The sequence below is a fragment of the Micromonospora sp. NBRC 101691 genome (assembly GCF_030269285.1).
Classification (GTDB): domain Bacteria; phylum Actinomycetota; class Actinomycetes; order Mycobacteriales; family Micromonosporaceae; genus Micromonospora; species Micromonospora echinospora.
In genome coordinates this window covers 150,708-164,905 of the sequence record NZ_BSTB01000014.1, presented here as the reverse complement: position 1 = coordinate 164,905, position 14,198 = coordinate 150,708, and the positions used below count along the sequence as shown (strand labels likewise).

Sequence of the window (14,198 nt, the reverse complement as noted above, 5' to 3'; positions counted from 1 at the left end):
TGGCCTTCGGCTCGGGTGAGTGGCTCGTCAAGCAGTGCAACGCGGGCGGGGCCCGCCCCGATGGGTCCAACGGCAATAAAAACGGCCCTCGTGCAGACGCACGGGGCCAGCGCACTCTCACGAGGGGAGAGTGCGCTCAGGTAAGTACTCGCGGGAAGCGGAACGACGACATGGGGACAGCCTGACGCATCTCACGCGATGAGTCAACTGATCCCACATGTTGGTCAACGGCGTATCGCACCACCGTGCACGTCCCGCCCGACACCGGGCCTGACCTGCGTCGATACCGCGTCCTCGGCAACCAGGTCGGACGCGTTCTCCCGCTCGGCCCGCAGCGACTCCGGGGCGGTCCGCGGGGCCGGCGCGGGCGGCCCGCTCTCCGCCGGGTCACCCTCGGCGACCGGGGCCGGTCGCGGGCCCACCGGGGTCGCGGCGTCGAGCATCGCCTCCAGGTGCTCCGCCGGTACGCCCCAGCCGAAGAGCGCCCCCTGCCCGAACCGGCAGCCGGCGGCGACCACCGCGGCCAGCTCGGTCGGCGAGGTGACCCCCTCGGCGATGACCTCCAGCCCGAGCTGGTGACCCAGCCGCATCACGATGTCGACCATCGGGGCGAACGGCGGCCCGTCCCGGTCCACCGGACGGACCGGCTCGTGCTCGGCGACCAGACTGTGGTCGATCTTGAGAATGTCGATCGGCAGCCGGCGGAGCTGTCCCAGGGAGGAGTACCCGGCCCCGAAGTCGTCCAGGGCGATCCGCACCCCGGTACGGCGCAACGCGGTCAACCGCCGGATCAGCTCGTCGACGTCGGTTGCCACGGTGTGCTCGGTCACCTCCAGCACCAGCCGCTGCGGCGGCACCCGGTGCGCCCGCAGCGCCTCGGCGACCTGGCCGACGTACTCCTCGGCGTGCAGTTCCCGGGGCGAGACGTTCACCGACACCCAGACGTCGTGGCCGTCGGCCAGCCAGCGGGAGAGCTGGAGGCAGGCCTGGTCGAGCACCCACGCGCCGAGTGCGGCGATCATGCCGCACTCCTCGGCGAGCGGGATGAACTCGTCCGGCCGGACGTTGCCCAGCTCCGGGTGACGCCAGCGCAGGAGCGCCTCCGCCCCGACCGGGCGCACCGACGGCAGGGAGGCCACCGGCTGGAACGCCAGCCGCAGTTCGCCGCGCCCGATCGCCCCGCGCAGTTCGTGCTCCACGGTCGTCCGGCGGCGGAGCATCCGTTCGTAGGTGGCGTCGTACCGCTCGACCCGGTTCTTGCCCTGCTGCTTGGCGTGGCGCAGGGCCAGGTCGGCGTGGCGCAGCAGCACCTCGACATCCGACTCGTCGACGCCCGGGCCGCTCCCGGCCGCGTCCTGGGACACGGCCGCGCCGTCGGGATCGCCCTGACCGGCGACCCCGACGCTGACCGAGAGGAAGACCGGCCCGTCCGGCTGCTGGTACGCCTCGCCGAGCGCACGCAGCAACTCCTGGGCGAGCCGCTCGGCGTCCTCCGGACCACGGTGGGTCAGCACCGCGAACTCGTCCCCGCCGAGGCGGGCAGGAAGATCGTCGGGGCCCTGCCGGGCACGTAGCCGCCGCCCCACCTCGGCCAGCACCGCATCGCCGACGTCATGCCCCCGCATGTCGTTGACGTGCTTGAAGCCGTCCAGGTCGAGACCGAGCAGCACCACCGGCTCACGGCCGGCGACCCCGGACGCCAGTGCGCGCATCAGCCCCCGCCGGTTCGCCAGCCCGGTCAGCGGGTCGGTGTGGGCCAGCTCACGGAAGTGCGCCTCCCGCTCGGCCAGCCGGGCAGCGTACCCGCGCATGTCGTGGAGGGTGAGGTACTGCCGGGTCACCAGCGCGAACCCCTCGATGCTGCCGGCGGTGATGGCGAGGGCGTCGAAGCGGCCGTCCTGGAGGAGGTGGTACGCCGCTGAGGCGGCCATGGCGACCATCGGGATGAAGGCGTACTCGCTGTCCCGCCGGATCAGGTCGGCGTCGACCTGGCCGGGCGGCTTGGTGGTGTGCACGGCGAGCCCGGCGGAGAGCAGCCCGACGGCGAGCACCGCCCCGCCGGCAGAGGCCAGCCACGCAAGCCCCTCGAAGAGTCCGGCCGCCACCCCGAGCCCGCCGCAGACCATGTTGGTGACGCCGCAGCAGAGCCCGGCCAGACGGGCACGGGGGCGGGGCGCCCGGGCGGCGACGACCGCGTTCAGCCCGGCGGCCAGGGCCGCGCTGACCGTGGCGAGCAGGATCGGCGGACAGGACAGGTGGGAGGTCTCCCCGAGCAGCCGGGTGGGCTCGGAGAACAGCACCCAGCCGACGAACCAGAGCGCCGCCGCCACGCTCACCCCGTCGAGCAGCAGCCGGACCGCGCCGGACGGCGACCCGACGACCCCGGGCATCCGGAGCAGCCCGGCGCACCCGAGGAAGCCGCTGACCGCGATGCCGATCGCGACCGCGGTGGCCCACCGTGTTCGCTCCCCCTGGTCGTCTCCGGCGACGGCGACGGCGGCCAGCCCGGTGGCCAGGCTGAGCGTCGCGACCGTGGCACCGGCGGCCAGCAGCAGGTGGGCCTGCCGGTATGCGCCGCTCCGGTGCCGGACCGAGGCGACCAGCAGACCGGTGGCCACCGTCGCCCCGAGCCCGCTCAGCACCGCGACTACGATCATGACCGGGGAGAACTGCACAGCGTCAACTCTGCCGGACGGCGCACGGTCGCGGGGGGCCGGGTGTGCATCTGTTGGGACACGGCGCGATCGCCACTGGCCGTCCGCGCCGGTGGTGCCACACTTGACCCTATGCCTGAGCTGCGGTCGAAGACCTCCACGCACGGTCGGACGATGGCCGGCGCCCGGGCCCTCTGGCGGGCCACCGGGATGACCGACGACGACTTCGGCAAGCCGATCGTCGCCATCGCCAACAGTTTCACCCAGTTCGTACCGGGTCACGTCCACCTCAAGGACCTCGGCGGCCTGGTCGCCGACGCGGTGGCCGAGGCCGGCGGGGTGGGGCGGGAGTTCAACACCATCGCGGTGGACGACGGCATCGCCATGGGGCACGGCGGGATGCTCTACTCGCTGCCCAGCCGCGAGCTGATCGCCGACGCGGTCGAGTACATGGTCAACGCGCACTGCGCGGACGCCCTGGTCTGCATCTCCAACTGCGACAAGATCACACCGGGCATGCTGCTGGCCGCGCTCCGGCTGAACATCCCGACCGTCTTCGTCTCCGGCGGCCCGATGGAGGCCGGCAAGACGGTGGCGATCGAGGGGATCGTGCACTCCAAGATCGACCTGATCGACGCGATGATCGCGTCCTCCAACGAGGCGGTCACCGACGACCAGCTCGGCGAGATCGAGCGCTCCGCCTGCCCGACCTGCGGCTCCTGCTCCGGCATGTTCACCGCCAACTCGATGAACTGCCTCACCGAGGCGATCGGGCTGGCCCTGCCGGGCAACGGTTCGACCCTGGCGACCCACGCCGCGCGCCGGTCGCTCTTCGTCGAGGCCGGCCGCACCGTCGTCGAGATCGCCAAGCGCTGGTACGAGCGCGACGACGCCTCGGTGCTGCCCCGGGCGATCGCCAACCGGTCCGCGTTCGAGAACGCCGTCGCGCTGGACGTGGCGATGGGCGGCTCGACCAACACGATCCTGCACCTGCTCGCCGCCGCCCGCGAGGCGGAGCTGGACTTCGACGTCGCCGACATCGACGCCATCTCCCGGCGGGTGCCCTGCCTCGCCAAGGTCGCCCCGAACTCGCCGCAGTACCACATGGAGGACGTGCACCGGGCCGGCGGCATCCCGGCCATCCTCGGCGAACTGGACCGGGCCGGGCTGCTGCACCGCGACGTCTCCTCGGTGCACTCCCCCTCGCTGGACCGGTGGCTGGCCGACTGGGACGTCCGGGGCGGCTCGCCGACGCCGGAGGCGGTCGAACTGTTCCACGCCGCCCCCGGCGGGGTGCGCACCACCGAGCCGTTCTCCACCACCAACCGCTGGTCCACCCTGGACACCGACGCGGCCGGTGGGTGCATCCGGGACGGCGAGCACGCGTACTCCGCCGACGGCGGGCTGGCCATCCTGCACGGCAACCTCGCCCCGGACGGCTGCGTGGTGAAGACCGCCGGGGTGCCCGAGGAGTGCCTGACCTTCCGGGGACCGGCCAAGGTCTACGAGTCCCAGGACGACGCGGTGACGGCCATCCTCGCCAAGGAGATCGTCGCCGGGGACGTGGTGGTGATCCGGTACGAGGGCCCGAAGGGCGGCCCCGGCATGCAGGAGATGCTCTACCCCACCTCGTTCCTGAAGGGACGCGGCCTCGGGCGGTCCTGCGCGCTGCTCACCGACGGCCGGTTCTCCGGTGGCACCTCCGGCCTGTCGATCGGACACGCCTCCCCCGAGGCCGCCTCCGGCGGGCTGATCGCCCTGGTGGAGCCGGGCGACGAGATCGTCATCGACATCCCCAACCGGTCGATCGAGCTGAACGTCCCGGCCGACGTGCTGGAGGCCCGGCGGATCGCCCAGGAGAAGCGCGACAGGCCGTACACGCCGGTGGACCGGGAGCGGCCGGTCTCCGCCGCCCTGCGCGCGTACGCCTCGATGGCCACCTCGGCCAGCGACGGCGCCTACCGCCGCGTGCCCGACTGACCGACGGCTCCGCCGGTCGGGACCACCCCGGCCGGCGGGGCCGGGTCGGATCCGGCCGTCCCCGATCGCGGCGACCTGCGCCCGGCCACCTCCCGCAACGCCAGGTGAGCGAGGAGACCCACCGGGGAGAGCAGGATGGTCAGCACGAGGATCGGCCCGGTCAGCAGCGGATGCATCCCCCGTTCCCGCCCGTCCAGGTACATCCACCGGCCGACGAAGAGGTCGAAGGCGATCACGTGCGCCCAGAGCGTCGCCGCGCCGGCCGGGGTGCCGAGGAACTCCGACAACCCGGTCAGCGACGGTCGGCTCACCACCGGCCAGAGCCGGTCGAACTCCACGACCGCGAGAACCAGGTAGCCGACCAGCGGCGGCACCACGACCCACGGCGAGCCGACGATCCGCCGGGTCCACGACCAGCCGGGCAGCAGGATCATCAGGGCCCAGAACGGTACGACCAGCGGGAACGTCAGGTCGAAGATCCGCCCGGTCACCGCGTACCGCCGACGAGGGCCGGCGTGGCGGTGGGCACCGGCGTCCGCGCGGTGGCGAGCACGACGGCGGCCGACCCGACGGTCGCCACCAGTAGTACGCCGGCCGCGGCGAGGGTGGCGGTGTCCGGGGCGGTCAACGGCTGCCCGCGCAGCGCCTGCCAGGTGACCAGGGCGACCAGCCCGGCGTACCCGGCGGCGGCGGTGCGGACCAGGCCCCGGCGGGTGGCGTCGTCGCGCAGCCGGGGCAGGCGACGGCCGAGCCGGAGCAGCGCCAGGGCGACCAGGGGCAGCGCCTGGAGTCCGTGCATTCCGACGAAGTGCGGGATACGCAGGTCACCACCGGTGGTGCTCCAGCCGAGCAGCGGCAGACCGGGCCCGCCGTCCGGGACGCCGACGCTGTGCGCGCCGACCACGGTGGCCACGCCCTCCCGCATGGTGGTCACCTGCTCCGGGGTGGGACCGGTCATCAGGAAGCCGAGCGCCATCCCGGCCACCGCCAGGGCCAACCCGAGGCGGACGGCCGACGAGGTGGCCCGGTCGGCGATCCGCTCCCGGAGCAGGAGGACGGCGACCACGAGGTTGGCCGCCCAGAGCACCCCGATGCTGACCCCCATGACCGTCCAGAGGGCCGCGTCGAACGCGGTGAGCACGTTGTAGTGGCTCTGCCGGCCCCGGAGCACCTGCCCCACGATGACCACCATCTCGACGGCGGCGGTGACGGCGACGACCGTGCCGGCACGCCGCCCGGCGGTGTGGTGCCGGCGGAGCAGGGAGAGGAGCCAGGCCAGCGTCGGCGCGTACAGCAGGAAGCTGAGGGCGAACTTGAGCGGCTTGGCCCAGATCGGCGCGCCGACCAGGGTGCGGTCGTCCACGACCAGACCGACGGCGCAGATCACCGCCAGGACGGCCGTCGCGGCGGTGAAGGCCATCAGGGGTCGGTGCAGCTGGTAGCGGGAGGCGGGGCGGGTCATGACGTCCTCCAGGGAAGCCTTGCCTGATAGTGTCAGGCAGAACGAACAACGTCAGGCTAGGAGGAATTTTTGAACACTGTCAAGGAGGATGAGCAGTGTCAGTCGTGAAGCCGTCCGCCAGCCTGCGCGAACGCCGCCGGGCCGCCACCATCGACGAGATCATCGGCGTGGCGCTCCGGCACCTCGCCGAGCACGGCGTCCACGAGCTGTCGCTGCGGGCGGTGGCCCGCGAGGTCGGCATGACCGTCCAGGCGCTCTACCACTACTTCGACAGTCGCGACGCGCTGCTCACCGCACTGATCGCGCACGGGCAGAACACGCTCGCCGACGCCCTCCGGGCCACCGCCGAGGCCCACCGCGACGCCGGCTACGTCGACCGGTGCGTCGCGGTCAGCCTGACGTACCGGGAATGGGCGCTGGGCAACAAGCCCCTGTTCCTGCTCCTCTACGGCAACCCGGTGCCCGGCTACGCCGCTCCCGAGGGCGGGCCGACCATGATGGCCGGTCGCCGGGTGGCGGAGGTCTTCGCCGAGGTGGTCTTCGCCGGCTGGACCGCCGAGCAGATCGCCGCGGTGCCCGTACCGGCGGACGATCCGGCGCTGACCGCCCAGCTCACCGGGGCCGCGCAGGCCATGGCGCCGCACCTCTCCCCCGGCGCGCTGGCCCAGTTCCTCGGGGCCTGGGCACAACTGCACGGGCTGGTCATGCTCGACCTGCTCAACCACCTGCGCTGGCTGGAGGGGGACGCGGCCACCGAGTACCACCGGGCGATGCTCGTCCAACTCGGCAACCGCCTCGTCGCCCTCCGCGACGCCACCTGACCAGCCACTACGGCCCACTCACCCGAACGGCGGGTCGAACTGGCGTATGCCGTCGCCGTCGTGCAGGTGGGCGGTGTGGCCGGCACGGGTGAAGCGTAGGGTCACCGCCCGGCCGGCGTGCTCGGCGGCGAGCCGGAGCAGGGCGGGCACCGGGTCGGCTACCGGTCCACGGGCCGGCGACAAGGGCACCGGCAGCGGCACACCCGGGTCGGCGGGGACCAGCCCGGCCAGGTCGTCGGCGAGGTGGGTCAGGCACTCGTCGAGCGCCGTCGCCAGGCTGGGCCGGGTGGGCAGGTCGGCCGGGTGCACCGGGGCGTCCCGGTGCCGTACCTCCACCGACCAGTAGCGGCCGTCGGCCCGCAGCGGGTGGCCGGTGTGCCGCCGCAGGTCGAGCAGGCTGACGTGCAGCGCCAGGTCCAGGCCGACCCCGAGCCGGATCAACTCGACCAGCGGCGGCACGTCCGGGCGTGCGGCGGTGACGACGAGCCGACCGGCAGCCAGCCCGTGACCGACCTCGCGGACGTACTCCCCCACCGGGTCGGCCCCGGGCCAGGGCAGCGTGACGTACCCGTCGCGCAGCTCACGCGGGACCGCGTGACCACCGTCGGCCTCCGCCAGGTCCTCCGGTCGTACGCCGAACACGCGCGCCCAGGCACCAAGCCGGTACCGCTCAGGAAGCTGGACCACCGTCAGCCCACCGGGTGCGGTGGCGACCTCGCAGGTGACCTCCGGGACACCGGCCTGCCACGTCAGGTGCACCACCCGGTGCCGCAGGTCGGTCAGGGTGACCAGCACGGTCCGGCGCAGCCGTCGGGTGCCGCCGCAGGTGGCGCAGCGCAGCGCCGATCGCCGCCGGCCGGTCCCGCCGCAGCGGTCACAGTCACCGGCCGGTCCGCCACCGGTTCCACACCGGCAGGGCCGCGTCGCTTCCCGCGAGCGGCAGTCCGGGCAGGGACGGCCGGGCACCGGTTCGCGGAGCCGGAGCGGGTCGGGCGGCTCGACGACCCGGTGCAGCGACGGCCGGGGACGACCGCCGGCCGGCAGCGCGGACCGGCCAGGTGACTCTTCGGGGATGTACCGCAGCCCCGTGCGCCACCAGCCGCCGTCCCGCCAGATCGCCTCGGCACCCGGCCGGTCGGTGCCGTCGGGCCCTCCCCCGTCCGGTGATCGACGCGAGTCGCGGCATGTCGGGGTGTCCGCCGGGCTGGACACCCCGACATGCCGCACAGCGCGTGGATCACCTTCGGCCGGCTCGACCAGCTCGGCGAGGATGCTCCGCTCGATCCGGTCCACCGGCCCGGTCTCTGGCGGGGGCCGCCGGATGGTGGGCGGCACGTCCGGCACCTTGGGCCCGAGCGGCACGTCCGGCACCTCACGCCCGAGCGGCACGTCCGGCACCTCACGCGTGAGCGGTAGGGCAGGATCGAGCAGCCGGGCCGGCGCGGTCAGCCCCCCGGTCGGCGAGACCGGCCAGGGCCGCCGGCACATCGGTGCGGACCAGCGCGGTCGCCAGGTCAGGACTTCCCTCGGCCGGGCCGGCCGGCACGGGCGAGCCGGGGATGTCGTACCGGACCGTCCAGTGCGCCCGGTCGCCGTTGCGGCGGACCGCCACGACCAGGTCGAGCAGGAGCAGGTCGGCGAGCCCGCAGAGCCGGGCCAGCCGGGCGGCCGGGTCGACCGGGGCCGTCGCGGTCGACCGGCCCAGCCAGAGCCGCCACGGGTGGCGGGCCGCCCCGGCGAGGGCTTCCGCCGCCAGCGTGTACCGGTCGGCGGCGGACAGATCGGGCCGCCAGGTCGGCGGGAGGCGTACCAGCAGCGGTTCGGGGTCGAGCACAGCGGCGACGGTGGCGGCGAGGTCGCGTACCCAGGGAGTCAGCTCGGCTGTCCAGCCGCCCGCCGGGTCCGGGCGGGGGTCGAGGTCGGAGGGCGTCACCCGGCGGGCCGCGACCGCGCCGGTGTCCCGGTTGGCGACGGTGAGCAGGAGCTGTGCGCGGCGGCGGCCCTGCCACCGGCAGCGCGGGCAGCCGGTGCCGGCGCACTCCGGGCAGGCGACCGTAGGGGCCGGGCTCATCGCGGCGGCCTCGCCGAGCAGGCTCCGTCGTGGTCGACCCGGCGCGCACAGCGGCGGCGGTCGGGCAGCGGCAGGTCACAGAAGACCCGGTGGCGTACGCCCTGCTCGTCCTCGAAGCTGACGGTGACCTCGGCGGCGTCCACCTCGGACAGGAAGCTCACCGAACGGGCCAGGGTGCCGGCGAACTGCCGGGCGGCGGGCAGGTCGGCGGCGGTGAACGGCAGGTGTGCCACGAACCGTCCGCTCACCGGGCACCCGCCAGCTCGCGCCGGGCCGCCGCTGTCTGCCACTCGCGCAGGGCCGCCTTGATCCGGTCGGCCTCGGCGTGGGTGCGGGCCACCTCGGCGTAGAGGGCGGTCAGGTCGTCGGCGACCCGGTCGAGGAAGGCCCGCACCTCGGCGGCGTCGACCCCGTGCCGGCCGCGCGGGGTGAAGAGCCGGTCGCGGACCTGCCAGGGCCGCAGCGGTCCGACCGCCCTGCTCCGGTACGCCGTCCCGCGCGGCCTCCCGCCGCCCGACCGGACCGACCCGGCGTGGAACTCCCGTGGTTTGACGATTGCGTGTCGGCCGATTGTCGTTGCCCAACGAAGAAATGCGCGCACGAGGGCAACACTCCTTTCCGAATTCAGGGTGACCGGCCTGGGATCCACCGTCAGACCGGAAAGCGAGAAGAGGCACAGCGATCCCACCGAGAGAGCAAGACCGCCGCGCCACGGCCATAATGCGACCCCGAACAGCAATAACACAACTTTGTCCCGCCCCGGTTCCGGATTTATTTCTGACCAACGGGCAGGCATTCCAGAGACGAGGTTCGGGATGTTGCAAATTTGGAGGGTGGCGGGGCCGCTATGCGGTCGACCGTCAAGGGCTCGACCCGCCAGCGCGGCGGGATCAGCGGCCCGGTCAGATGTTGGACGCGTCGGGAGGCAGGTCGGCCGGCGGTTGCGGGGAGCCGACACCACCGGGGGCGCCCTGGCCGGTACGGCCGAGCGTACGCCGTCATCGACGCGCTCGCGATCGTCACGACCACGGAACCTCAAGACGGAATATCAATAACGCAACGTTCCGCAATTTCGATTCTTGACTCGGCGGCAATCAGCGGATAGTCATTTCAGGGGCGCATTCGAAATCGGATGGAGGCGTGATCGTTGGCCGAGGACATGGGCTCGACGGTGCCGCGACGGCAACTCGGCCGGGCACTACGCCAGTTGCGCACCGAGGCGGGGGTCACCCTCGACGCGGCGGCCGAAGCGCTGGAGTGCAGCCGGCAGAAGGTCTGGCGGGTCGAGAGCGGCCTCGGGTCCGTCCGTTCGGTCGACGTACGCGCCATGTGCCAGCTCTACGACGCGAACCCGGAACTGACAGGCGCACTGGCCGCCCTGGCGAGCGAGACCAAGGCGAAAGGCTGGTGGCACGCTTACGGCGACGCCGTCCCCGACTGGTTCGAGCTGTACGTGGGTTTGGAGTCAGCTGCCTCCCGGCTCCGGTTCTACAAGAACACGCTGGTGCCGGGCCTGCTCCAGACAAGGCGGTACGCCCTGGGGGTCTACCAGGTCGACCAACCGGAGATGACCGACGAGGATCGGGAGCTGGCGGTCGAGTTGCGCTTGCAGCGACAGTCGCTGCTCACCCGCCGCCTGCCCCGCGCACCACGGGTGCAGGTCACTCTCTGCGAATCGGTGCTCCTCCGTCCGATCGCCGACGCTGCCGTCATGACCGAACAGCTCCGTCACCTGTTGGAGGTGACCGACCTCCCCAACGTCTCCATCCGCATCCTGCCCCTGGCAGCCGGGCCACATCTCGGCGCGGTGGGCGGCGAGTTCGTGATGCTTGAGTTTCCGCCCGGCAACCGGAGCACTCCTGAGCCGCCCGTCGTCTACTGCGAATCGTGGACGGGCGCGCTCTACCTCGACCGGCCGGCGGAGTTCGCGGCCTACGAGAAGGTCTGGTCGAGCCTGGGGCGGCTCGCCTTCGATGAAGGACAATCGAAGAACGTGATCACGAAGATCCTTGGGGAGATTCATCATGGCTGACCTGACCGGTGCCCGATGGCACAAGAGCACCCGAAGCGGCGGCAACGGCGGTGAGTGTGTGGAGGTCGCCGACAACCTGCCCGGACTCGTCGCCGTACGGGACAGCAAGGACCCGACTGGTCCGGTTCTCACCTTCACCCCCGCCGCCTGGACCAGATTCACCGGCCAGGTGGAGCGCACCCGCTGACCGCGGCTCAGGGTGCGGCGGCCTGCACGGCCCGCCGCACCCAGCTCAGGGATCGTCAGTAGTACTCGCGGATGTACCTGAAGGCACGCTCGAACAGGTCGCTGTCGCGAATCTTGAACTTGATGTAGAGCGTCCTGCGGAGCGACTGTTGGACCAGGCGGTCGCCGTCGCGGGTGTCCTGCCAGCCAGTGAACCGCACTGCCCACCCCGAGTCCCTTCCACGGCTGACGGCAGACTGCTCAGAAGGGCACGTCCGGGATGCTCTGCGGAGTGAGCAGTCCGCTGGTCCGCAGGAACTCCCCGGGCGAGAACCGTCTGGCCAGTTTCCGGGCCAGGTCGGTTTCGCCCAGCCATTCCCGGTAGCTCGGCGGTCGGTCCCGGCGGCCGTGTGGCCCGTCGGGGATGTCCGTTGTGGGTAGGCTGTGCCGCTGTAGCACTGCTATGGCCGGCTCGTAGGTGATGCTGGCGAGGATGCCCGCATCGTGTCCCTGCCTGATGAGGTAGTTCGAGGCGCCGGTCAGGTCGAAGCGGCCCACCGAGCCGTCGCGGGCGCTACCCGGCCGCGATCGGGCCAGGTGCTCCGGCACGATGGTGGGGTTCCCGGGTGGCAGGAAGCGCTGTCCGGTGAGGAAGCCGTAGTGCAGGGCGATCCGGGTCAACTCGTTGACGTGGGCCGCCGCCAGAGGGCTGCTCGTGGTCTCCCGGTAGAGGATCGGAACGTAGTCGAGGAGCACCGCTGCCGATTTCCTGGCCTCGGGGCGTTCCTCGGCGGTGAGGTAGGCGCTGTCGGCCTCGACCAGGTGCAGCATGGCGCGCAGCAGCAGGGCGCGCATGAACATGCACCTGGTGTTGGTGACCCAGGCCAGGGTCGCCGCCCGGGCTTTCGTCTTGGTGGAGGGAAGCGTGTACTGGCGTTGGATGAGCTCCAACTCTCCGTAGGCGTCGCCGGCGTACCGCAGCGCGTGGGTGGCGAACTCCCTGAGGCGTTCGAAGGCCCTCTTGCCGCCGTAACTCCGGGTCGCGTACTTCGGGTGGGAGAGCAGCCACTCCACGATGCGTACGTACAGGCCGTTTGCCTGGAGCGCGACCTGCTGGCGGGCCTCGTGCAACTGCTGGATCTCGCCGTCGTAGCGCCGGGAGCGGCCGCTGACCTGCCTGACCCTCAGCCACTGTTGCGCCCGTAGCATCCACCGCTGCGCGTCCGGGTACCGGTGGGCCTTGCTGTGCTGGATGGCGATCGAACGTAGCACGTTGGCCACGAAGGGACCGCCCACTCCGGCGGGCAACGCGGCGATCAACGGCAGGAACACCCGGTCGGTCTCCTCGGGTGCGAGCGTGCTGATGTCGAAGGAGAGCATCTGGACGGTGTTCATGATGTCGGCGATCGCGACGTCGTCGTCGCCGAGGTCCCGGACCCTGGCCGTCAACGGCACGATCAACTGCCGGGTCAGCCTCAGCCGGACGTCGCGGTCCTCGTGGCGGCGTAGGACGACTGCCCACTCGTGCAACCGGTCCGGGTCGCTGAAGTACGTCCTGGCCGCGTCCGCTGCGGACTGGCCGTACCTGCGATCGACCTCGTGGTGTTCGAGGGACGCCTGCAAGTCGATGATCTGCCGTTCGTCGCGCCCCCGCTGCGCCTCGTCCCGCTCTGCGGCACCCGGCACCTCCGTCACCGGCACGATACGTTGCCTCGGCGGGGTCCAGGACGGCTGCGGGTCGCGTGCTGCGTGGACCTCGGCGGCCACCTCGGCGTAGTCCACCATCGTGGCCACCGCAGACAGGAACAGTCGCTGGGCTGGCGTCCAACGGGTGACGGGTCGGAACGGGGTGGCCTCCAGCGGCGGCCGGATGTCGGCGGCGGCGAGCTCGACGAAAGCGGCCAGCTTCGCCCTGACCCCGAGGTTGCCCTTGTCCTCCGGGACCATTCCGCGCAGCCGGGGGCCTCGCTCGGCCAACGGTGCCAGGTCCGCGAACACGCAGTCGAAGGGCTCGACCCACTGGTCCCACAGGCCCAACCAGAGAGCCGGTACCGGTAGCCGTTTCAGCAGGCGGGGAGCTTCCTCGGGCACCGGTCCGGGCAACGGTTCGGCGGTCACCACGTGCAACCGACCGCCGTCGCCGAGCGGCAGTTGGACGTTCCAGCGCGTCGGGTCGCGCCAGGCGGGATACCGCACGTCCAGGTAGTGGGCGACCCGGCAGTACATGGCAAGCTTCCACGCCCGGTACAGGAGCGTGCCGACCGTAAGCAGGTGGTGGGGTTGGAGCCCGCCACCGGGACGCAGCCGCGCGATGAACTCCGATCGGCTGTGCGCCCCGAAGCTCGGGGTTCGACGCTGGTCCTCGGCGAGCGCCTCGGCGAGATGGGCCCGTCGCTGCCGATCGTCCAGCAGCCGGAGCACCTCGTCGGCGGGGCCCACCCGGACCCACTCGGCCTGGGAAGCCGGCCTGTCCTGTCGACCGCTCAGGCGGTCCTCCAGCCGCTTGTGGAAGGTCCGTTCCGAGTCGGGGTGGACCTCGACGTACCGGTAGGGCTCGGAGGGCGGGTTCGCGGGGCGCGCCGGGAGGTGACCGGCGGTGGCCTCGACGAAGCTGCGCCGGTCGGCGGCGATCCGCTGGGGTGGCCGGGCGGCGGGGCGCTCGTGCGGCCGGTGATGTCCCCTCCAGTACGTGAAGAGGTCCCCGACCGGCTGGTGGCGTGCCACGGCGGCCCGTTCCTCGGGCAGGATCAGCATGGTGTCGGCGATCGTGCTGAACCAGTACCCGTCGTCCACCCACCCCGGGGACGGCACCTCGATCGACTCCGACCCCGGGGTCACCACGGGCCCCTGACCGGATGCCGCTGCACCGGATCCACCACCCCACGACCTGATCCTGCGGCGTAGTTCCGGCAGCCGAACCCACTTCCCCTCGCTGACGAGGTAGCCACCGACGGCCGCGAAAAGTCCCTCCGTGTCGACGCCGTCGGTGGACCGGCGATTGTCCCGCAACCCC

13 protein-coding genes are annotated in these 14,198 nt (G+C 72.4%); 4 read left to right on the top strand and 9 right to left on the bottom strand.

The features are described 5' to 3' along the window. Positions 1 to 224 precede the first annotated feature (224 nt). The gene (locus QSK20_RS21345; protein WP_285790399.1) at positions 225 to 2,657 is read right to left on the bottom strand and encodes a putative bifunctional diguanylate cyclase/phosphodiesterase; all 2,433 of its coding nucleotides are present in this window, start codon (positions 2,655 to 2,657) and stop codon (positions 225 to 227) included. Positions 2,658 to 2,786: 129 nt separating this feature from the next. On the opposite strand from QSK20_RS21345, the gene ilvD reads away from it, so the two are divergent. Next, positions 2,787 to 4,634, top strand: a complete 1,848-nt coding sequence (gene ilvD, locus QSK20_RS21340) for a dihydroxy-acid dehydratase (protein WP_285790369.1) — start codon at positions 2,787 to 2,789, stop codon at positions 4,632 to 4,634. On the opposite strand, the gene QSK20_RS21335 is transcribed toward ilvD, so the two are convergent. Both QSK20_RS21335 and QSK20_RS21330 read right to left on the bottom strand, forming a co-directional pair. Beyond that, a complete protein-coding gene (locus tag QSK20_RS21335) occupies positions 4,613 to 5,125 on the bottom strand; it encodes an ABA4-like family protein (RefSeq protein WP_285790368.1) in 513 nt (170 codons plus the stop codon). The two genes, ilvD and QSK20_RS21335, sit on opposite strands and share 22 nt — an antisense overlap. Then, a complete protein-coding gene (locus tag QSK20_RS21330; protein WP_285790367.1) occupies positions 5,122 to 6,096 on the bottom strand; it encodes a hypothetical protein in 975 nt (324 codons plus the stop codon). Before QSK20_RS21330 ends, QSK20_RS21335 begins: the two co-directional genes overlap by 4 nt. Positions 6,097 to 6,191: 95 nt before the next feature. Between QSK20_RS21330 and QSK20_RS21325 the strand changes: the two genes are divergently transcribed. Continuing rightward, positions 6,192 to 6,917, top strand: a complete 726-nt coding sequence (locus QSK20_RS21325; RefSeq protein WP_285790366.1) for a TetR/AcrR family transcriptional regulator — start codon at positions 6,192 to 6,194, stop codon at positions 6,915 to 6,917. A gap of 18 nt (positions 6,918 to 6,935) precedes the next feature. Here QSK20_RS21325 and QSK20_RS21320 read toward each other — a convergent pair whose 3' ends face one another. The 4 genes from QSK20_RS21320 to QSK20_RS21305 are packed head-to-tail and all read right to left on the bottom strand — an operon-like array spanning position 6,936 to position 9,589. Further along, entirely contained in the window at positions 6,936 to 8,306 is a 1,371-nt protein-coding gene (locus QSK20_RS21320) for a DnaJ-like cysteine-rich domain-containing protein (RefSeq protein WP_285790365.1), read from the bottom strand. Between the two features lie 10 nt (positions 8,307 to 8,316). Continuing rightward, positions 8,317 to 8,988: a hypothetical protein gene (locus QSK20_RS21315; protein WP_285790364.1), complete on the bottom strand. Its 672-nt coding sequence runs from the start codon at positions 8,986 to 8,988 to the stop codon at positions 8,317 to 8,319. Continuing rightward, entirely contained in the window at positions 8,985 to 9,236 is a 252-nt protein-coding gene (locus QSK20_RS21310; protein ID WP_285790363.1) for a hypothetical protein, read from the bottom strand. The genes QSK20_RS21315 and QSK20_RS21310 overlap by 4 nt, the downstream gene beginning before the upstream one ends. Continuing rightward, positions 9,233 to 9,589, bottom strand: a complete 357-nt coding sequence (locus QSK20_RS21305; protein WP_285790362.1) for a DivIVA domain-containing protein — start codon at positions 9,587 to 9,589, stop codon at positions 9,233 to 9,235. Before QSK20_RS21305 ends, QSK20_RS21310 begins: the two co-directional genes overlap by 4 nt. Positions 9,590 to 10,135: 546 nt before the next feature. Between QSK20_RS21305 and QSK20_RS21300 the strand changes: the two genes are divergently transcribed. Further along, entirely contained in the window at positions 10,136 to 11,020 is an 885-nt protein-coding gene (locus QSK20_RS21300) for a helix-turn-helix domain-containing protein (protein ID WP_285790361.1), read from the top strand. Then, entirely contained in the window at positions 11,013 to 11,207 is a 195-nt protein-coding gene (locus tag QSK20_RS21295; RefSeq protein ID WP_285790360.1) for a DUF397 domain-containing protein, read from the top strand. Before QSK20_RS21300 ends, QSK20_RS21295 begins: the two co-directional genes overlap by 8 nt. A gap of 55 nt (positions 11,208 to 11,262) precedes the next feature. Here the strand turns inward: QSK20_RS21295 and QSK20_RS21290 are convergent, their stop codons facing one another. Further along, the gene (locus QSK20_RS21290; RefSeq protein WP_285790359.1) at positions 11,263 to 11,406 is read right to left on the bottom strand and encodes a hypothetical protein; all 144 of its coding nucleotides are present in this window, start codon (positions 11,404 to 11,406) and stop codon (positions 11,263 to 11,265) included. Between the two features lie 40 nt (positions 11,407 to 11,446). Beyond that, positions 11,447 to 14,023, bottom strand: a complete 2,577-nt coding sequence (locus QSK20_RS21285) for a hypothetical protein (protein ID WP_285790358.1) — start codon at positions 14,021 to 14,023, stop codon at positions 11,447 to 11,449. Between the last annotated feature and the right edge of the window lie 175 nt (positions 14,024 to 14,198).

Bases quoted from the DNA above. Each gene is read 5' to 3' on its own strand.
- QSK20_RS21345 (WP_285790399.1), bottom strand. From the start codon at position 2,657: ATGATCGTAGTCGCGGTGCTGAGCGGGCTCGGGGCGACGGTGGCCACC.
- ilvD (WP_285790369.1), top strand. From the start codon at position 2,787: ATGCCTGAGCTGCGGTCGAAGACCTCCACGCACGGTCGGACGATGGCC.
- QSK20_RS21330 (WP_285790367.1), bottom strand. From the start codon at position 6,096: ATGACCCGCCCCGCCTCCCGCTACCAGCTGCACCGACCCCTGATGGCC.
- QSK20_RS21315 (WP_285790364.1), bottom strand. From the start codon at position 8,988: ATGAGCCCGGCCCCTACGGTCGCCTGCCCGGAGTGCGCCGGCACCGGC.
- QSK20_RS21295 (WP_285790360.1), top strand. From the start codon at position 11,013: ATGGCTGACCTGACCGGTGCCCGATGGCACAAGAGCACCCGAAGCGGC.